At 34.6% G+C, this 20,553-nt stretch carries 21 protein-coding genes and 2 tRNA genes (1 of these 23 only partly in view); 21 read left to right on the top strand and 2 right to left on the bottom strand.

Annotation, left to right across the window (positions count from 1 at the left end):
• Positions 1–45: 45 nt before the first annotated feature.
• The gene (locus NKR20_RS16540; protein WP_121213136.1) at positions 46–1,236 is read right to left on the bottom strand and encodes an FtsW/RodA/SpoVE family cell cycle protein; all 1,191 of its coding nucleotides are present in this window, start codon (positions 1,234–1,236) and stop codon (positions 46–48) included.
• Between the two features lie 197 nt (positions 1,237–1,433).
• Here NKR20_RS16540 and NKR20_RS16535 point away from each other — a divergent pair, with 197 nt between their 5' ends.
• The 7 genes from NKR20_RS16535 (at position 1,434) to NKR20_RS16505 (ending at position 9,604) form a co-directional block, all read left to right on the top strand.
• Positions 1,434–2,183 (top strand): hypothetical protein, encoded by a 750-nt coding sequence (locus NKR20_RS16535; RefSeq protein WP_253427671.1) that lies wholly within the window; start codon positions 1,434–1,436, stop codon positions 2,181–2,183.
• A gap of 157 nt (positions 2,184–2,340) precedes the next feature.
• Entirely contained in the window at positions 2,341–3,414 is a 1,074-nt protein-coding gene (locus tag NKR20_RS16530; protein WP_121213138.1) for a D-alanine--D-alanine ligase, read from the top strand.
• Between the two features lie 12 nt (positions 3,415–3,426).
• Positions 3,427–4,794: a UDP-N-acetylmuramoyl-tripeptide--D-alanyl-D-alanine ligase gene (locus tag NKR20_RS16525; protein WP_253427669.1), complete on the top strand. Its 1,368-nt coding sequence runs from the start codon at positions 3,427–3,429 to the stop codon at positions 4,792–4,794.
• Between the two features lie 67 nt (positions 4,795–4,861).
• Positions 4,862–5,578 carry an alpha/beta hydrolase gene (locus NKR20_RS16520; RefSeq protein ID WP_121213140.1) on the top strand — a complete coding sequence of 239 codons (717 nt, stop codon included), beginning with the start codon at positions 4,862–4,864 and terminating at the stop codon, positions 5,576–5,578.
• Between the two features lie 361 nt (positions 5,579–5,939).
• Positions 5,940–7,448 (top strand): degradosome RNA helicase CshA, encoded by a 1,509-nt coding sequence (cshA, locus tag NKR20_RS16515; RefSeq protein ID WP_121213141.1) that lies wholly within the window; start codon positions 5,940–5,942, stop codon positions 7,446–7,448.
• A 193-nt stretch (positions 7,449–7,641) separates the two neighbouring features.
• On the top strand, positions 7,642–8,106 hold the full coding sequence (locus NKR20_RS16510) for a PH domain-containing protein (RefSeq protein ID WP_170148370.1): 465 nt from the start codon (positions 7,642–7,644) through the stop codon (positions 8,104–8,106).
• Positions 8,096–9,604, top strand: coding sequence for a PH domain-containing protein (locus NKR20_RS16505; RefSeq protein ID WP_341944248.1), 1,509 nt, complete (start codon positions 8,096–8,098; stop codon positions 9,602–9,604). Before NKR20_RS16510 ends, NKR20_RS16505 begins: the two co-directional genes overlap by 11 nt.
• Before the next feature lie 185 nt (positions 9,605–9,789).
• Here NKR20_RS16505 and NKR20_RS16500 read toward each other — a convergent pair whose 3' ends face one another.
• The gene (locus NKR20_RS16500; RefSeq protein WP_253427667.1) at positions 9,790–10,395 is read right to left on the bottom strand and encodes a rhomboid family intramembrane serine protease; all 606 of its coding nucleotides are present in this window, start codon (positions 10,393–10,395) and stop codon (positions 9,790–9,792) included.
• 68 nt (positions 10,396–10,463) lie between these two features.
• Here NKR20_RS16500 and acpS point away from each other — a divergent pair, with 68 nt between their 5' ends.
• From acpS to NKR20_RS16430, 14 genes are all read left to right on the top strand, one after another.
• Entirely contained in the window at positions 10,464–10,817 is a 354-nt protein-coding gene (acpS, locus tag NKR20_RS16495) for a holo-ACP synthase (protein WP_253428178.1), read from the top strand.
• 110 nt (positions 10,818–10,927) lie between these two features.
• Positions 10,928–11,941, top strand: a complete 1,014-nt coding sequence (locus NKR20_RS16490; protein ID WP_121213145.1) for a LolA family protein — start codon at positions 10,928–10,930, stop codon at positions 11,939–11,941.
• Between the two features lie 84 nt (positions 11,942–12,025).
• Entirely contained in the window at positions 12,026–13,144 is a 1,119-nt protein-coding gene (gene alr, locus NKR20_RS16485; protein ID WP_253427665.1) for an alanine racemase, read from the top strand.
• 200 nt (positions 13,145–13,344) lie between these two features.
• Positions 13,345–13,572 (top strand): transcriptional regulator, encoded by a 228-nt coding sequence (locus tag NKR20_RS16480; protein WP_245987433.1) that lies wholly within the window; start codon positions 13,345–13,347, stop codon positions 13,570–13,572.
• 5 nt (positions 13,573–13,577) lie between these two features.
• Positions 13,578–13,928 carry a type II toxin-antitoxin system PemK/MazF family toxin gene (locus tag NKR20_RS16475; protein ID WP_097074359.1) on the top strand — a complete coding sequence of 117 codons (351 nt, stop codon included), beginning with the start codon at positions 13,578–13,580 and terminating at the stop codon, positions 13,926–13,928.
• Positions 13,929–14,203: 275 nt separating this feature from the next.
• Positions 14,204–14,611 carry an anti-sigma regulatory factor gene (locus tag NKR20_RS16470; RefSeq protein WP_121213148.1) on the top strand — a complete coding sequence of 136 codons (408 nt, stop codon included), beginning with the start codon at positions 14,204–14,206 and terminating at the stop codon, positions 14,609–14,611.
• Between the two features lie 4 nt (positions 14,612–14,615).
• The gene (locus tag NKR20_RS16465) at positions 14,616–15,608 is read left to right on the top strand and encodes a PP2C family protein-serine/threonine phosphatase (protein WP_121213149.1); all 993 of its coding nucleotides are present in this window, start codon (positions 14,616–14,618) and stop codon (positions 15,606–15,608) included.
• A gap of 76 nt (positions 15,609–15,684) precedes the next feature.
• On the top strand, positions 15,685–16,008 hold the full coding sequence (locus NKR20_RS16460; protein WP_121213150.1) for an STAS domain-containing protein: 324 nt from the start codon (positions 15,685–15,687) through the stop codon (positions 16,006–16,008).
• Between the two features lie 8 nt (positions 16,009–16,016).
• Positions 16,017–16,487: an anti-sigma B factor RsbW gene (gene rsbW, locus NKR20_RS16455; RefSeq protein WP_121213151.1), complete on the top strand. Its 471-nt coding sequence runs from the start codon at positions 16,017–16,019 to the stop codon at positions 16,485–16,487.
• Positions 16,465–17,247, top strand: coding sequence for an RNA polymerase sigma factor SigB (gene sigB / locus NKR20_RS16450; protein WP_253427663.1), 783 nt, complete (start codon positions 16,465–16,467; stop codon positions 17,245–17,247). Before rsbW ends, sigB begins: the two co-directional genes overlap by 23 nt.
• Before the next feature lie 219 nt (positions 17,248–17,466).
• Positions 17,467–19,641, top strand: a complete 2,175-nt coding sequence (locus NKR20_RS16445; RefSeq protein WP_253427659.1) for a Tex family protein — start codon at positions 17,467–17,469, stop codon at positions 19,639–19,641.
• 121 nt (positions 19,642–19,762) lie between these two features.
• Complete coding sequence (locus NKR20_RS16440) at positions 19,763–20,221, top strand: SprT family protein (protein WP_121213154.1); 459 nt, start codon at positions 19,763–19,765, stop codon at positions 20,219–20,221.
• Positions 20,222–20,475: 254 nt separating this feature from the next.
• Positions 20,476–20,550 (top strand) — tRNA-Asn (locus tag NKR20_RS16435).
• Between the two features lies 1 nt (position 20,551).
• Positions 20,552–20,553 (top strand) — tRNA-Glu (locus tag NKR20_RS16430); it runs 73 nt beyond the window's last position.

Here is a 20,553-nt window from a genome sequence, read left to right as displayed (position 1 = left end):
GGGGAGTTTTGTTATCGGAAGTTTTAAAGTAAGATATGCTTTTTGTTAATCTTCGTCATCACTTGCAGAGAACATGTATGTTCTGTAGTGGAATTTCATACTAAACACCAAGCCGATTGCAAGGGCATTCCCCATTAACGAACTACCACCATAACTTAAGAATGGAAGAGGAATACCGGTAATCGGTAATAGTTGAATCGTCATCCCAATGTTTTCAAAAACGTGGAAGGTAATCATTGCAATGATACCAGCACATACATAAGTACAAAACGGATCTTTTAATGTTAATGTAGTTTTTGTTAAGTGATAAATAAGCAAGAAATATAAACAGATAACAAAGCTTGCCCCAAGGAATCCCCATTCTTCACCGATTACAGTGAAAATAAAGTCAGTATGATTTTCGGCAACATACACTTCTCGATCCATATAACCTTTACCGAAAATTTCACCAGAGCCAATTGCGTTTAGTGAGGTTATTAAATGATAACCCCAATCTGAGGAGTAAGCATAAGGGTCTAACCAAGAGTAGATACGGGCAAATTGGTAATGACTAAAACCTAACTTCTCTTCAAGAAAAGTTTGCATATAAATGGCCATCCAAAGTAAAGTGCCGCCTACAGCTACCCCACTAATAAATACCGGCAAGATTATTTTCCATGATATACCAGCAACGATTATAATTGCAGCGGTAATCGCTAAAAATACAAGCGATGACCCTAAGTCTGGTTGTGACATAATAAATGCCAAAGGAACAAATAAAGTCAGACCTATTTTACCTAATAGAATAAAATCTGTTTTAATTGTTTTAATCCCATATTGTTCATGGTGCTTACTGATTACCCTTGAAACAGCCAGTATATAAAAGGTCTTCATAAATTCCGAGGGTTGAATATTCCCTATTGGTAAGTGATACCAACTTTTCGCGCCATTGACCGGTTCACCAAGTTGACCTGGACCTTCCGGCATAAAGATGAGAAGAAGTAATAATAAAACGCCAAACCCATATAAATACCAGGACATTTTTTTATATTGATCGGGTTCGAAATACATAACAAAAGCTACTATGAATGCACCAATCACATACCATTGAAGTTGCTTTATTACGAAGTTTGTAGCACCGTATTGACCAGTAGTTTGGGCAGACGAAATCGCCAACAAACTAATAATTAAAAAGATAACTAATATAAAAAATAGCTTCCAATCAAAACGACCGGCAAAATTTCGATGATTTTCCATTTTGTTCACCTTATTAACTTTTAATAAATCGTAAATTTCCTCTTTCACGATTGCACATTTTACTTTAACATAGAAATGCGGAAAAAGGGTACTATCGATTAGTTTTATGTTGTGACGAAAAGCGTCTCGAAAATGTTTCAAAAAAATAAATAAAAACATATAATATTATTTGGACCAAAATATTGGAGAGTGATCGTATGGCGAAGAAACAAAAAACTGCTGAAGACTTTATACAACATCTATATATACATATGAATGATGTCGACCATTTCGTTATTTTTAGTGGTTTATCTTTAAAGCAGTTTGTTAATGCGGTCGATCCAATACAAAACTTATTGTTACTAAAACATGATTACGAAGATGGCTTATTTAATATGAATACCCAATTTGATTTTATACCGGGTGAAGATTTGAAAAAGTTCGTTAAAGAAATGGCCGATACAAAGAGTGATTTATGTTTTGTCGATTTTTTAAAGGAAAAAGATTTAAACAATTTAACACCGCTTGAACAAGCTGAGTTACTATATATTGGACATAAAAAAGAGCCAATTCATTCGCCATTTTTCCCGAAACTGTCAAATCGATATGTGTATTATTCTTCTTTGAATGACAAGACAACCAAAATTTATTTCCGTTTTCTAAACGACTATGAAGCCCTAGTTTCTAATGTATATAATTCATTAATTAAAGAAAAAGAAGGAAACGGTAGTTTTTGGCGAAGAAAATCAAAAGAAGCTATTCCTAAAATAGATCCACTTGTTTTAAAAGCTTATCGCCCATTTATAAAAGAAGGTGCTTTGTTGTCCCTTTATAAAATGGAGAAACCGAATAATTGTTATGGAATTGAAATACGAACATTATCGGATTACGATTATGCTGATGAAGTATGGGACGATTTAAATTTTATTTTAAAACAAAGTTATGATGAATTGATTAAAATTTCTTAAAAAACTTTCTGTCCTTTTTCTTTTTGACAGAGAGTTTTTTTCACTTTTTTGCAAGAAGTTCTATAATATAGGTCATATATAGGTTTTTGTCTCGTTTTATGATTCTTCATAACATCCTGTGTTAAAATAGAAATACTCAATTTTTGGAGGTCAAGTAATGAAAAAGCGAATAGGTTTATTATATGGAGGGAAATCTGCAGAGCATGAAGTATCACTTTCAACGGCTACAGCAGTTTCTAAAGCAATAAATTATGATAAGTATGAAGTGCACCCAATCTACATTACATTAGATGGGCAATGGCTTAGAGGACCTCAATTAACAGAAGCAGTTGAATCTGCAGAACAATTACAATTTACAAAAAATGATGTGCAAGAAAATAACATAACTGAGTTTATTTTAGACCAAGGAAAACAAGCGCAATTTGATGTTATCTTCCCTCTACTTCATGGTACGAATGGTGAAGATGGGACAGTTCAAGGGTTATTAGAAGTTTTAAACTTCCCTTATGTTGGGAATGGTGTGTTGGCTTCTGCTGCTGGTATGGATAAAGTTGTTATGAAACAGCTATTTGAAGTGGCTGGTTTAAAACAAGTGCCATTTGTATACTTTATTCAACATGAATGGAGCAATCAACAAGAGAAAATATTAGAGCAATGTCAAACAGAGTTAACTTGGCCAATGTTTGTAAAACCTGCAAACTTAGGATCAAGTGTAGGTATTAGCAAAGCAAATAACATAGAAGAATTAAAAAAAGCAATTAATTTTGCATTCCAATATGACCGAAAAGTGCTTGTTGAACAAGGTATTAAAGCGCGTGAAATCGAGATGGGTGTATTAGGAAATAACGATCCGAAAGTTTCGGTTGCAGGCGAAATCAAACCAATGACAGAATTCTACGATTATGATTCGAAATATAAAGATGGTTCAACAGCTTTAGTGATTCCGGCAGAAATTCCATCAGATGTTGAGGCGACAATGAAAGATATGGCGATTCGTGCCTTTAAAATTTTAGATTGCGCGGGTATTGTACGTTCTGACTTCTTTGTAACAGATCAAAATGAAATTTACATTAACGAAGTAAATACGATGCCAGGGTTTACTCCGGTAAGTATGTATCCTCTTTTATGGCAGCATACAGGTGTTAGTTATCCAGAGCTAATTGATACACTAATTGAATTAGCAATTGAACGTCATTCAGAAAAACAACGATTACAATATAAACGAGATTAGAGTGGGCGAATCATGAAAAAAACGTTAAAGGAAATTGCAGATTGGTTAGGCATTGATTCAGGTAAGTACTCAGACAAAGTGGTTACCGGAATATCGATTGATACAAGAACACTTAAAAAAGGTGATTTATTTATTCCTTTCCGCGGTGAAGCGGTAAATGGTCATAAATTTGTACAGCAAGCCTTTGAAAAGGGTGCTGCTGCTGCTCTTTGGTTAAAGGATGAACCGAATCCTCCAAAAGATAAACCGATATTATTTGTTGATGATTCCGAAATCGCATTACAACAAATGGCTCGTAAATATCGAAATGAACATAAAGCAAAGTTTATTGGTGTTACAGGATCAAACGGAAAAACTTCCTCCAAAGATATTTTAGCGAGTATGCTTGAACCATTTTATAAAGTTCAAAAAACGATTGGGAATTTTAATAACCAATTAGGCTTACCAATTACAATTTTATCCCTTGATGAAGATACAGAAGTTGCGGTTCTGGAAATGGGGATGAGTGGTTTTGGTGAGATTGAGTTTTTATCAAATTTGGCAAAACCTCACTATGCGATTATCACAAATATTGGTGAAGCCCATATGCAAGATTTAGGTTCGCGAGAAGGTATTGCAAAAGCGAAGTTCGAAATTATTAAAGGCCTTCAATCAGATGGAACGTTATTCTTCGATGGAGATGAGCCATTATTACAAAGTCTGGTAGCTAAAACAACGAATCTAAATAGCAGAGCTTGTGGATTTAGCAAAGACAATGATTTATTTGCTACAACTATCGAAACAACAGATAAAGGTAGTCAGTTTACTGTTAGTGGCGAAATCAATGGTGAATTCTTTATACCAGTATTAGGGAAACATCAAGTGAAAAATGCTTTAAATGCTATGTTGTTAGGTCGTGCTTTAGGACTTACAACGGAACAAATTAGAACTGGTTTAGCCCAAGTAAAACTAACAGATATGCGCATGCAATTAGTTTCTACAGAAAATGGTCCATTGTTTATAAATGATGCCTATAATGCTGCTCCTACTTCAATGAAAGCAGCAATTCAATTTGTTCAAGCAACTACTATAAGAGATGATAAATGGTTAGTTCTTGGAGATATGTTGGAGCTAGGAGAAAACGAGGAGCAATTCCACAAACAACTTTCGGAAGTCATTGACGCAAAGGAAATTTCTAAAGTATGTTTATTTGGCCCTCGAATGAAATGGCTTTATGAACAATTGTTAAATTCGTTCACAAAATATGACTTAGTTTATACGGAGAATGATTATGATGTAATTGTTCAAACTATAAATAACTATGCGAGTAACAATTCGTTAATTTTATTAAAAGGTTCAAGAGGGATGAAACTAGAAACAATCTTAAAATCATTCCAATAACTTTGTGAGGTGTCTATGGATCATAGACACCTCGTTTTTAATATGAGCCTTAAAGGGAGTATGGAAAATGAGTGTTGGAGTTTTAATGCTACATGGGTTTTCAGGTGGACCTTATGAAATATCGCCATTAGCCCAATACATAGAAGAGAAAACGGGGTGGGTTGTTGAAACACCAACATTTACAGGGCATGGGGAATCTGATGCACTACATTTAAAAGGGTATATAGCAGAACATTGGTTAATGGATGCGGAGATTAGTTTCCGTAATTTATCCAAAAAGGTGAATGAGGTAATTGTTATTGGATTTTCAATGGGTGGTGTCATTGCATTATATTTAGCTAAACGCTACAAGGTGAAGCAGTTAGTGTTGTTAAGTGCTGCGGCAAAATATATTGCTCCAGCACAATTACTTAAAGATTTACGTTTAATAGCAGAAGATGCCATAAGAGGGCAACTAAAAGATAATGAATTATTTAAACGGTACGAGAACAAACTAAAAAATGTACCTGTAAGTAGCACTGTTCAATTTATGAAAATAGTAAGGCAAGTTGAACCTTATATTCGTACAATCAATGTCCCAACATTTATCGTGCAAGGCCAAGAAGACGGTATTGTTCCTTATGCAACTGCCCAATATTTATATGATGAATTACCTACAAAAGAAAAGTATTTATTTTACTCAGAAAAAGGGAAACACCATATTTGTTATAGTGATGATTGTCTCGTATGGTACCCAAAAATATTGGACTTTATGGAAGGTAGGGATGTTTTTATAGGAATATAAATCCAAAATAATAATAACATTTTTGACAACTAGAGCATTATCGTTGCAATGCGGTTATGAACCATGATAGACTATGTAAAGCAATGGATACATTTTGTGCGAGGCTCTTCTCATAACTGAAGAAGAGTGCTTTTTTTTGAATTTAACGGTTTTATTCTATTTAGTATTGTAGATAACAGAAGATGTAGAATCAAACCGCTCGGCAAAGACCGGGCTTTCCTTTTCATATAGTATCGCTCTCTGAAAATACAGAGTTTTATTAAGTAACGGAAACGTTCCAAACTTAGGCCCTTAGTTTGCCGCATTTCATCTGAAAATGTAACCATTTGTCAACTTAATGGAAAAAAGGAGATTGAAGAGTTTGACAAATTTTTCAGAATTAAATATTAGCGAATCGACATTACGTTCATTAAAACGTATGGGATTTGAAGAAGCTACACCAATCCAAGAAGGTACAGTTAAGTTTGCTTTAGAAGGCCGCGATATTATTGGGCAAGCACAAACAGGTACTGGTAAAACTGCAGCATTTGGTATTCCACTTATTGAAAAAATTGACCCAAGTAATCCAAATATTCAAGGGTTAATTATCGCTCCTACACGTGAATTAGCAATCCAGGTGTCTGAAGAACTTTATAAAATTGGATACGACAAACGTGTAAAAATCTTGTCAGTTTACGGTGGACAAGATATTGGCCGCCAAATTCGTGCATTAAAAAATAAACCACAAATTATTGTTGGAACTCCAGGGCGTATTATTGACCATATTAACAGAAGAACATTAAAACTTGAAAATGTTCAAACGCTTATTTTAGACGAAGCAGATGAAATGTTAAACATGGGGTTCATTGATGATATCAATGCAATTTTAGAATATGTACCAGAAGAAAGACAAACATTACTTTTCTCGGCGACAATGCCTCCAGCAATCCGTAAAATTGCTACTAACTTCATGAAAAATCCTGAAGAAGTTAAAATTAAATCAAAAGAAATGACTGTTGAAAATATCGATCAATATTTTGTGAAATCACAAGAACGTGAAAAGTTCGATATTTTATCTCGTTTATTAAACGTACATCAGCCAGAACTTGCGATTATTTTTGGTCGTACAAAACGTCGTGTTGATGAATTATCACAAGCACTAAGTCTTCGTGGTTATTTAGCAGAAGGAATTCATGGTGATTTAAGCCAAGCAAAACGTATGTCGGTATTACGTCAATTTAAAGAAAATAAAATTGATATCCTAGTTGCTACAGACGTTGCTGCACGTGGTCTTGATATTTCAGGAGTAACTCACGTTTATAACTTTGACATCCCACAAGATCCGGAAAGTTATGTTCACCGTATCGGTCGTACAGGTCGTGCTGGGAAATCAGGTCTTGCAGTTACTTTCGTAACACCACGTGAAATGGGTTACTTACGTATTGTTGAAGAAACAACTAAGAAGCGTATGACACCACTTCGACCACCTACAGAATCAGAAGCTTTAGCTGGTCAACAACAGCTATCAATGGAAACGTTAGTTGAAATTGTACAAGCAAATGATTTAGGTGATTACCGTATTCTTGCTAATGAATTATTAGAAGATTATGATGCGATAGATTTAGTTGCTGCAGCGATTAAGTCATTAACAAAAGAACCGGATGATACGCCTGTTACAATTTCAGAAGAGCGTCCATTACCAATGCGTAAAGAACGTTCTTCAAGCCGTAGCGGTGGAGGTCGTCGTGAAGGTGGACGTCGTGACTTTGGACGTGGTAGCCGTTCTGGTGGTGGTCGCCGTGAGGGTGGCCGTCGCGAAGGTGCACGTCGAGAAAGCGGACGCCGTGAAGGAGACCGCAGACGCACAACTCGTACACGCCGTGAAGATTAATTTTATATAGTAAAAAGGGGTGTCTAAAAGTGACACCCCCTTTTTCTGCTTATTACTTCTAAGGTAATCGCAAAGAAAAAAGCTCTGTCTCAAAATGTATTTTTTCAGACGGAGCTTTTTTCTTTGAAACAATTTTCTGTGTGATTCGTATAAAATGTAAAGAGAAGAGGTGTGAGCTTTGAGAAATGAGTTGATGTATCATATTCCTAAAAAGGGTCTAACGGTTTGGCGCTTGTATGGATTGTTTAACACGTTGTTTTTACTAATCTTAGCAGGTGTTGCAAGCTTTCTAACCTATAAGTTTGATTGGCCAATATTTATTTATTTTATCGCGGGGGGTATTGTAGTACTTTCTGCAATTACATTGATATGGCTATTTCCTAATATTCGTTGGAATCATTGGCGTTATGAAGTGCGTGAACATGAAATTGAAATTCAAAGTGGTTTGTTTGTTGTAACTACTACTTTAATTCCAATGGTCCGTGTTCAACATGTTGATACAGCACAGGGACCAATATTAAAAAAATACGATTTATCTAATATTTCAATATCAACTGCTGCAACTACACACGTCATTCCGATGCTTATAACGAATGATGCAGATCAACTACGTGCACGTATTTCAGTCTTAGCAAGGGTGGCTGAAGATGATGTCTGATAACCGTTTTAAATTGCATCCAGTGACGACAATCATTAATTTTGTAAAGGGGTTAAAAGATTTACTTATCCCGTTTCTAATTATTTTTGCGGCAAATGGCTTTAATTTATCTTTTAATCCAAAAGAAGAAGGTTTTTGGGCTGAATTAATACCGTTAGCAGTTATGACGATTTTAACAATTTTATATTTATTTAACGGGATTATTAAATGGTGGACATTTGTTTATTGGTTTGAGGATGATGAATTACGAGTTAAGTATGGCTTGTTAGTAAAAAAGAAACGATATATCCCTTTTGATCGAATACAAAGCTTTAATTATAAAGAAGGGATATTTCATCGAGTATTTGGACTTGTGCAAGTAATGGTGGAAACAGCTGGGAGCACAGACGGTAAGCCGGAAGTTATTTTAACCGCAATTACAAAAGAGGCAGCAAATCAAATTGAACAAGTAACCCGTAAAGTTAAGCAAACGAAAATGGAAGGCGTACTTGAAGATGAAGATGGAGTAGACATTTTAGAAAAAGATTCCAATGATCATCAGCAACGCATTATCTTAAAGATGAAAGTAAAAGATCTCATTATTTTAGCTTCTACCTCTAATGGTATCGGAGTTGTATTAGCAGGGGTAGCGGCAGTATTGTCTCAGTTTTCGGAATTTATCCCATATGAACGGATATTCGAGGAAGTTTCATCATTGATTAAATTTGGTGTTGTTGTTGTAGCTATAACAATCTTTGCGGCCTTATTTATTGCTTGGTTAATATCTGTCATTATTACATTTATTAATTATTATGATTATACGGTTATCGAAGAAGATGAGCGAATTACTATCACAAGAGGGTTATTAGAAAAGAAACGAATCACAATCCCGTTAAATAGGATACAAGCGATTAAAATTATTGAAAGTCCATTAAAACAAATATTTGGCTACTCATCTGTAGTCGTTGAGAGTGCGAGTGCAGGATATGGAGAGAAAGATAAGAAAATGACTCTTTTTCCACTCATTTCAAAAAGGGAAGTGTATAATACGTTACGCGACCTGATGCCAGCATTTGAATGGGAGCAACCCCTTACAAAACCACCAAAGAAAGCAAAACCATTTTTCTATCGAATCGATTTTCTTTGGTTAGTACCTATCATTGCTTTAAGTAGTTACATTTGGTTCCCGTATGGGTTATTATCGATTTTAATTATTATTCCCGTTATTTTGATAGGTTTATGGCAGTATAAAACAACAGGATTTGCTATAAAAGGTAATCAATTAACGATAGTTTACAGAGGTATTAGCAGAGTAACATTCGTTGTTGAGAAAAAGCGCATTCAAGCTATGCAAAGTAAACAAAGTTATTTTCAAAAAAGGAAGAACATTGCTTCAGTCCAGGCTACCGTCATGTCAGGCATGACTGGAGCTACTGCTAAAGCAGCTCATTTAAATGTGCATGATGCTGAACAGGTATTGCTATGGTTTGAAAAGGGAGTGTCTGAAAAGACTTTTTGAGACGGGCCAATGAGACGAGGATAGTGGCAAATCTACTTCTAAAGGGAAATTTTATAAGAAAAAAGGGGGCTAGCCAAAAGAATTTACTTTTTGGAAGCCCCTTCTTCGTTATTGCAACTTATACTTTTCCAACATCGTTAAAATGTGAAGAGAACGATCGAATCTCGGTGAAAGCACAGGGACAATTACTTTTTTCTCCAACGTACAATTCTTTTTGGAGAAAAATAGGATAAACCTAGAAAGAAACCAGTAACTAATCCACCTAAGTGGCTGGCAATATTAACGTTTGGTGATAAAAAGGTAATGATTACACTGATTACTACTAATGGCATAATAATTTGTTTTAGCTGTGGCATTGTTCGACGTGTGTAATAAACAAGAGCAGAAAATGCGCCAAAAATACCAAAAATTGCACCACTAGCTCCTACACTTGCATAAAGCGGATCTTGTGTGACAACTGTCGCCACGTTACCGAATATTCCTGCTAATAAATAGATTGTAATAAACCGAGCTTTCCCTGCAATTTTTTCTAATTCCGGTCCGAATAAAAATAATGAGAACATGTTAAATAAAACATGAATAAAACCACCATGTATAAAGACAGAAGTAATGATTCGCCACCACTGTCCTTCGCTAATTAAATAATTAACGCTCATCCCTGCATAAAAAATAAAATCCCCAAAAACAGGTAGAATCGTTAAAATGTAAACTATGAAATTAATAGCGATAATGGTTGATACTATTGGGTAAAGTTTTAGAAATTGTTTAAAACTTTCTGTACGTATAAACATAAATCCACCTCAATTTAATCTAATTATACATGCTAATTAAATAATAATAAAAGGAGAACATCCATATGATAATAAAAGGAATAGGTTTAGATATAGTTGAAATTGGGAGAATTGAAAAAGCAATAGAACGTTCAGTAAAGTTTCAACAACGAATTTTATCTGAACGGGAGTTGAAAATATTTAACCAATTATCAGAAAAACGTAAAGTAGAATTTTTAGCGGGGAGGTTTGCTGCAAAAGAAGCGTATTCAAAGGCAAATGGGACAGGTATTGGAAAGGACTGTGAATTTCATCAAGTAGAAGTGCTGAATAATGATTTAGGGAAGCCGGTATTATACTTTAATGAAAAATTAGTGAGTGGACATGTTAGTATCACACATTCAAAAGACTATGCAGCTGCACAAGTTATATTAGTTGAATAAATTTTTTTGCAGTATTATTTGTGAAGTTGTCCAAAAGTGATAGCATAAAGTTAGACAACCACTCATATATTTGACGTATCTGAGCTCAAAGTAGAAGAAAGGATGGAGTTTTGCGACACAAATTAATCACTTTTATTGTCATGTTGTTAAGTGTTCTAGTACTTGCGGCTTGTGGGGAGGATTCACAGGAGGAAGTTTTAAAGAATTTAAATGACAAATGGAATGATGTAAAAGGGTACGAGCTTGATGCCACAATGGAAATCAAAACTGGTAATGAACCGCGTGTTTATGATGTAAACGTTTGGCATACTCAGCCAGATTTCTACCGCGTGAAAGTAACGCAACAAGGTGAAGACGTTACTCAAATGATCATCCGAAATAAGGAAGGCGTATTTGTTGTCACACCTTCTTTAAGAAAAACGTACAAGTTCCAAAGTGAATGGCCAAAACAAAATAGCCAAGCCTACCTAATTGGCGCACTTGCAGAGGATTTATTAGCAGATGATAAAGTGGAAATGAAAGAAGATGAAAAGAACTATATCTTTACTGCAGCAACAAGAAATAATCATAAGAGCATTATGCCGACACAAAAAATTACAGTAGATAAGAAAACATTATTGCCGAAATCAGTCTCTGTATTAAATGAGGCACAAGAAGAACAATTACTCATTACGTTCAAAAATATTGATTTAGGTATGCAACATAAAGAAAGTGAATACGCTGTAGAGAAGTTCACAGACGACTCTGAGGATAAGAGTACAGCAAGTGCAGAAGCTGAACCAAGAGAATTCGAAACATATTATCCAGTTCTAGATTGGGATAGCACAAAATTAGTCGATGAGAAAACAGTTTTAGAAAATGATATCGAACGTAAAATTCTTACATTTGAAGGGGACAAATCCTTCACACTCGTTCAACAGCCAATTGTATATGATGAGGAATCGACTCTTCCTGTATTTGCACCAGGAGATCCTGCTGATTTAGGATTTACAATCGGTGCTATTACAGATAATTCAATTAGTTGGGAACGGGATGGAGTATCCTTCTTTATCGCGTCTAACAATTTAACAAAAGAAGAAATGATGGAAGTAGCTGCTTCTGTTACATCTGGCGGATTAAAATAAATTATTTTGTTGGACGGCGATAAAAAAATAAATTAATTTACTATTAATCATAGTTTTAAAAATTGTAAAGAGGGTAAAAAGATAATGCAAAACACACAACACTTCCGTCCAACAAAAGCCATTATAGATTTACGAGCAATTAAAAAAAATGTAAGTCAATTAAAAGAACATTTACAACCAAATGTTCAAATTATAGCAGTAGTTAAGGCAAATGCTTACGGGCATGGGGATGTAGAGGTAGCGCGAGTTGCCCTTGACTCTGGTGCGACAATGCTAGCTGTTGCTACACCGGAAGAAGCACTTCATCTTCGTAAGCATTTCCCTAACACTGAGATATTGATTTTAGGTTATGCACCTGAATCATTTGCAACATATGCAGCAAATGAAAATATCACTTTAACAGTTTACTCAAAAGATTGGGTTAAACAATTGGATACACAATCATTTACAAAGCCATTAAAACTACATATTAAAGTAGATACTGGCATGGGTAGAATAGGTGTTACCTCAGTTGAAGATTTTTTAGAGCTTCATGAAGTAATTAGCTCTTCTTCCAACTTAATTGTTGATGGTGTCTTTACCCATTTTGCTACTGCTGATGAAGAAGCTGAAGAGTATTTTAATCATCAAACTCAACTTTTCAAGCACTACATCTCTTTAATACCAAAACCGCGATTAGTACATGCTGCTAATACAGCGACAATGCTGATAAAGGATGCTAGTCTTCAATTTGACGCAGTACGATTTGGTATTTCTATGTATGGTCTTGCACCTTCTACCTATGTTAAAAACAAATTACCGTTTCCTTTGCATACTGCGTTCTCATTAGAGACTGAATTGATTGAAGTTAAACAAATTCAAACTGGGCAATCTGTAGGATATGGTGCAACATTTACAGCAACAGAACCGTCTTATATTGGGACACTCCCAATTGGATATGCAGATGGGCTAATTCGCCAACACAGTGGACAACACGTATTAATTGACGGCATTCGAGTTCCGATTATTGGGCGAATATGTATGGACCAATGTATGATATTATTACCAACTGCATATAATATAGGTGAAAAAGTAACTTTAATTGGAAGTCAAAAGAACGAAGAAATAACAATAGATGAATGGGCTCAGAAAGTAAATACGATTAACTATGAAATTCCTTGTATTATTACTAGTAGAGTTCCAAGAATCTATCATACAAAATAAGAAAATTCGACAAAATCTCCAACAAAAACCGTTATAATTACACAGTTTGCTAGATTTTTTATTTAGCTATCTTTTCAACATGTCATTTAAATGATAGAATGAGATGAGATATGAGAAATGGGACGGTTTTTGTGGAGGTGCTTGTTTTGTACGCGAAAAAAGTTGAAAATGTGAAGGAAGTTGAGTTCATTCCTCAAGAAATGTTAATGGAATATCATTCACTTGAGCAAAAATCTGGAGGCAAAGAGAATTTTGTATATATCTCGTCTCGCAGATTATCAACGCACAAGCAACCAAATCAAATACGGGAAGCTTTAATGAAAGGCTATGTGGAAATGTCGCAAATCAATCTATCTATATGTAGCGAATGCCTACATGTAGAATATGAAGCACAGCATATGGTTGAGCGTCTCGTAAGCGGGAGATGACATTTTTGATTGTGAAACGAGGGGACGTTTTTTTTGCAGATCTCTCACCGGTTGTGGGATCTGAACAAGGCGGTACTAGACCCGTATTAATCATTCAAAACGATATTGGGAATCGATTTAGTCCAACAGTAATCATCGCTGCAATTACTGCGCAAATTCAAAAAGCAAAATTACCGACACATGTCGAAATCGATGCGAAAAAATATGGTTTCGAACGGAACTCTGTAATTTTGCTTGAACAATTGCGCACAATTGACAAGTCAAGACTAACTGATCGCATAACACAACTTGATGATGAACTGATGGAAAAAGTAGATATAGCTTTAGAAATAAGTTTAGGCTTATTAAAATTTTAATACATAAAAAATAATTAAAACACTTTCCATAATTTAGATTATGGTGAGTGTTTTTTTCTTTGTATAAAAGTACATATTTGGCGATTTTTAGAGGCTCTAATCTAGTTTAAAGTATTTCGTCTACCTAATCAGTTATCAGAAAATTTGCTCGATAGTTAAATATTGTAATTGATGGAATGTTATCTTATAAGCTATATTAGAGATATTAGATTGAAAATACATAATTTTACTAGCTAGTAGTTAAAACAGTATTTCTAATTTAGTGGAGGTGCAGTATGGATAGTAAGTCGACAGTTGAGATTATAACAGAATTGGATATCGTAGCTGCACGTCGACTTGGTCGTGATAAAGCAAGAGAAATTGGATTTAATAAAGTCGATCAAGCAAGAATAACAACGGCTATTAGCGAACTAGCAAAAAATATATTTTTATATGCTCATGTCGGAAAAATCGTAATAGAAAAGATAGAAGTAAACGAAAAAACTGGTATTGGGATAACTGCAATAGATAGAGGTCCGGGGATACAAGAGGTAAGAAAGGTTTTAGAGGATCGATATCGTACTCCAGACAGTGTGGGAGCAGGTTTGCCCGCTGTAAAAAGATTAGTAGATTCAATTAATATTCAATCTAAAATTGGTTTGGGAACAAAAATTAAAGTTGTTAAATGGCTTAATCAGGGGTGAAAACTTGAATAAACTAAAAGCTCAGTATAAGAGGATTTTATCTGACTATATTCAAAGCCAAAATGAAAGTAACTTGTATATCGGTCAAAACTTTATTAAACAACTAATTCAAAAGAATTTAACTCCAGAAGATGTAATAGATATACATAAACAAGCAATAGAAGAAATTTATAACGATTTACCAGAATCAATGTTACATGCATATGATTTTTTAATCGAAGTGATGGTACATTTTGGTTTGATGTTTAAAGAACACCAGAGTCTCTTAATAAAACAAGAAGAGATTCGAATAGAAATGGATGTAGCAGCAAAAATTCAGAATCTATTATTAGAGACAACAATTCCTAACCCAAAAGATTTAGATATCGGAATGGTTTCAGTACCTATCCGAAAATTGAACGGAGATTATGTACATTTTATGCATAATCAAAATTATTTTAGTGTTGCAGTAACGGATGTTGTAGGGAAAGGGGTCCCTGCAGCACTTTGTATGTCCATGGTAAAGTACGGGTTAGACACATTAGAGTATGCGCGGAGTAACCCATCCTATGTTTTAGAAGTGTTAAATAATATCATCGAAAAAAGTGTAGATGACAGTATGTTTGTTTCTCTATTTTATGGGCGTTTTGATTTAGAGAATAATATATTTACATGGAGTTCTGCTGGCCACGAACCGGCACTTTACTATAATTCAACAGAGCAAACTTTTTATGACCTTGAAACAAAAGGATTGTTATTAGGCATTTTACAAGAAGTAAAGTACAACCAACATGATATAAAATTAAACGATAATGATTTTTTAATATTAATGACAGATGGGGTAACAGATTTTCGCGAGATGGAGGAATTTGACTCTAGAGGTTATATAAAAGATCTGGCACTGTCAATTAGTCATTTAACTGCACAAGAAATGTGTGAAGTTATCTATGAAAAATTGCAGGAACTACTAAACTTCAATATAGAAGATGACTTTACAATTGTTGTTATTAAAAAATAATATATTTAAACTTTAGTAGGTTTAAATCTTATTTGATAGGGAAATGTATTATAGGTATTGATGGGAGGTACCCAAAGTGAATGTAAGTGTGCAGTTTCGAAAAAATGATAATACTTTACAAGGTTTTGTAGAAGGTGAGCTTGATACTTATACTGCGCCAATGTTACGAGAAGAGTTAGATTCTATTCAGTTATTTGAAGGAATGTCTATTGAACTTGATCTTTCTAATGTTCGTTATATGGATAGCACTGGTCTAGGGGTTTTTGTTGCCTTCTACAAAAAAGTAATGAAACAAAAGGCTAATTTAAAATTGGTAGCATTATCTAGTAGACTTGCGAGATTATTTGAAATTACAGGCCTAAGTGAATTGATGGAGATCGAATCAGTTAAGAAGGTGTGAATAAATTAATGAGAGCATTTGACTACATTGAAATTAGAATACCGGCAAAACCGCAGTATGTCAGTGTTATTAGGTTAACGATTTCTGGAATGGCTACTAGAATAGGGTTTTCGTATGACCAAATTGAAGATTTAAAGATTGCTGTTAGTGAGGCTGTTACAAATGTAGTACAGCACGCCTATCAAGGTATTGAAGACGGTGAAATTGTTATTGGGAGCGCACTGTATCCTCATAAAATCGAAGTAATGATTTCAGACTTTGGAAGCAGCTTTAATTTTGAAGAGGTTAAATCGAATATAGGACCATATCGTGATTATGAGAACGTCGAGCTCATACGTGAAGGTGGACTAGGGTTGTTCCTAATGGAGACGTTAATGGATGAAGTGAGAGTGAATAACGAAGGCGGAGCTACTGTTTTCATGACAAAGTATGTCACGAGAGAGCAGGTGGGAGAAGATGTCGAACAAATCTCAACTTGAATCGACAAGTAGTACTGAAGTTTACAAGTGGATAGAGCAATATCAAGAAACACAAGATGATATTGTTCTAACCAATCTTGTTTTACACTATAAAACTTTAGTAGAGTCAATTGCAAAAAAATATTCATATGGTAAATCGCATTATGAAGACATTGTACAAGTAGGTATGCTTGGTTTATTAGGAGCAGTACGAAGATTCGATTTATCTATAGGGAAAAGTTTTGAAGCGTTTGCAATACCAACTATTGTTGGTGAAATTAAACGTTTTCTACGAGATAAAACATGGGATGTCCACGTCCCTAGACGAATTAAAGAGCTTGGTCCAAAAATAAAAGAAGCCGTTGAAATATTAACAAATAAATTACAACATTCACCGGCTATTCATGAGATTGCTACATATTTAGAAGTTAATGAAGAAGATGTATTAGAAGCGATGGAAATGTCGAGAAGTTATCATGCATTATCGATGGACCATTCAATAGAAGCAGATACTGACGGAAGTACGATTACCTTATTCGATATTATCGGTAAGGAAGATGATGGTTTTGAAAAAGCAAACCGTAGATTAGTTGTATCTAAAGCAATGGATGTTTTAAGTGAAAGGGAAAAAAGTATTTTAAAATTAACATATTTGGACCAATTAAGTCAGAAGGAAGCTGGGGATTTACTAGGTATATCTCAAATGCATGTTTCTCGTATACAACGAAAGGCGATCAAAAAATTACAAGATGCAATCGAAATTAGTACAGGAGTTTCATAATTAACACTATACAGAACGTGTGTAATGTATTATCAAAATACTGAAGATTTAAAGAAGTCTGCTTTTTTAGTAGGCTTTTTTATTTGTGACAGAAATCCTTGTTAGATTAGTGTTTGCATGTAGAAGTTCCCCTTTTGTCTACTCACAATAGTCATCGATAGTAGAAAATGTTATGTAGATGGTAAAATAATAATAAGATATGTGAAAGGTAGTGGATTAATGATTGATTCAAAATTGCTCCAATTAATTGCATCAAGTACATCGGTAAAGCCATCCCAGGCGGAGGCAGTAATTAAGCTATTAGATGATGGAAATACGGTTCCATTTATTGCTCGTTATCGAAAAGAGGCAACGGGTTCATTAGATGAAGTTCAAATAAAATCAATAGAAGACCGCTATCATTACATACAGCAACTAGAACAAAGAAAAGAAGAGGTTCTTCGATTAATTGAAGAACAAGGAAAGTTAACAGAAGAATTAGCGGCTGCAATTAAAGCGGCAACAGTATTGCAACGAGTTGAAGATCTATATCGACCATATAAGCAAAAACGTAGAACGAAGGCAACGATAGCAAAAGAAAAAGGACTAGAACCATTAGCTGAAGAATTGATAAAGTTCTCTAAAGAGAGTATTGAAGAGTTCGCATTAGTGTTTGTCAATGAAGAAAAAGGTGTAAACAATGTAGAAGAAGCTATTGCAGGGGCAAAAGATATTTTAGCGGAATCCTTTGCAGATGATGCTAGTATACGTGAAAAGCTTCGAAATCTTTCACGGAGAGAGGGTCGTATTATAACGACTGTTAAAGAAGCTGAAAAAGATGAAAAGAAAGTTTTCGAAATGTACTATGAATACGAAGAACCTGTAAAGCAGATTGTACCTCATCGTACACTTGCTATTAACCGTGGTGAAAAAGAAGATATAATAAAAGTTTCTATTCAAGTACCTGTAGATAAAGTGCTACAAGTTATGGAAAAAGAATGGATTCCTCAAAATTCAACTTCTCCATCTGTAACTCATGTGAAAGAAGCGATTGAGGATAGCTATAAACGTTTAATCCAGCCGTCTATTGAACGAGAGATACGTAATGAATTAACGGAAAAGGCGGAAGAACAAGCGATTCATATTTTCTCAGAAAACTTACGTAGTCTTCTACTCCAACCACCAATGCGCGGAAAGATGGTATTAGGGGTGGACCCGGCCTATCGTACGGGATGTAAACTTGCAGTAGTAGACGAAACAGGAAAAATGTTAGAAGTAACAGCTATATACCCGCACCCACCAAAGCCAGATGTTGAAAAATCAAAATCGATCATTAAATCTTTATTAGATAAATATCCAATCAGTATAATCGCTATTGGTAATGGTACTGCCTCACGAGAAACAGAGCAATTTATTGCAGATGTCTTAAAAGAAGTAGAAAGAGACGTTGCTTATGTAATTGTTAATGAAGCGGGTGCTTCTGTTTATTCTGCATCTGAGGTAGCACGTAACGAATTTCCAGATTTACAAGTTGAGCAACGTAGTGCAGTTTCGATAGCTAGAAGGTTACAAGATCCGCTTTCTGAGCTGGTAAAAATCGATCCAAAAGCAGTTGGTGTAGGCCAATACCAGCATGACGTTTCACAAAAAAAATTAGCAGAATCTTTAACATTCATTGTAGAAACAGCAGTAAACCAAGTAGGTGTAGATGTAAATACTGCATCCTCCTCGTTATTACAATATGTATCGGGCTTATCGAAAACAGTAGCAGAAAATATTGTTAAAGCTCGTAGTGATGGTGGAAAATTTACTTCACGTGCTCAATTGAAAAAAATACCACGTTTAGGTGCAAAAACTTATGAACAAGCTATAGGGTTCTTACGTATACCAGAGGCGAAAAATCCACTAGATGCTACAGGAATTCACCCAGAAAGTTATAAAATTGCAGAGGATATCTTATCTGCTGCTGGATTAACAAAAAAAGATGTGGGAACTAATAAATGTGAAGAAGCACTGAAAGACGTAAATATTAAAACACTAAGTGAACAATTAGGAATCGGGGAAGTTACAGTTAAAGATATTGTGGATACTTTAATGAAACCAACTCGTGATCCACGTGATGCATTCCCTCAACCATTATTAAAGACAGATGTTTTAAAAATGGAAGATTTAAAAGTAGGAATGGAATTACAAGGTACTGTTCGAAATGTAGTGGATTTTGGTGCTTTTGTAGATATTGGAGTGAAACAGGATGGTCTTGTTCACATTTCGAAGTTACAAAAACGCAGAATTAAACACCCACTTGAAGTTGTATCGTTAGGTGACATTGTAACAGTATGGGTGGAAAAAGTGGAAGTGGATAAAGGGCGCATCTCATTAACAATGATTACTCCTGAAAAACAAGAACAAATATAAAATTATATTGAACTATATAGTGTCATATTATATAAAACAAGTGAAGGGAAGTTAGCCATTCTCTATCACTTGTTTTATTCTTAATGTATCAATAGGCTGTATCTTTTTTAGGAGGGATAATATGTCTGACCAAGAATTACAGCGGCTAGTAGAAAAATTATCATTAGAAAAGTTTGCAGTTCCTTTTTTACATAAAGCCTATTTTAACAAACGACTAAGAACAACTGGTGGACGCTATCTTTTGAATAGCCATAATATTGAATTCAATCCGAAGTCTTATGAGATTTTTGGGATTGATGAATTGATAGGGATTATATTGCATGAATTATGTCATTACCATTTGCATTTGCGAGGCATGGGATATAAGCATCGAGATGCAGATTTTCGTAATTTATTAAAAAAAGTTGGGGCTCCTCGCTTTTGTTCTAGTATTGAAGAAACTAAAAAGAAACAAATCACTGCAATACATATGTATGAGTGTTTAGATTGTAAGCAACAATATCCAAGAAAAAGAAGGATGAATATTGAGAAATATAGATGTGGAAAGTGCCATGGAAGATTGAAAAAGATTAGCAAATAAGGATCAACTTAAACTCAAAATAAAGATAGTTTTTGTAAAAATAAATTAGAAAAAAGTATTGCATTTTAAATGTAGATGTTATAGAATATTTTTTGTCACTAGTTCTTAGTGCTTTATTGAATAGAAACAAACTTATTTGTACATTCTATAAAAGGTACTGAGATACAGCTTTGAAAAAAACTTTAAAAAAAGTGTTGACATTAAAAAACAAACACTTTAAAATAGTAAAAGTCGATGAGCTGAAATAACAATATTCCGAAGTAGCTCAGTGGTAGAGCAACCGGCTGTTAACCGGTTGGTCGTAGGTTCGAGTCCTACCTTCGGAGCCATGG

It is taken from the genome of Ureibacillus endophyticus (genome assembly GCF_024159215.1).
Classification (GTDB): Bacteria; Bacillota; Bacilli; order Bacillales_A; family Planococcaceae; genus Ureibacillus; species Ureibacillus endophyticus.
The sequence above is the reverse complement of the archived record's forward strand: the minus strand, read 5'-3'. Positions and strand labels throughout refer to the sequence as shown.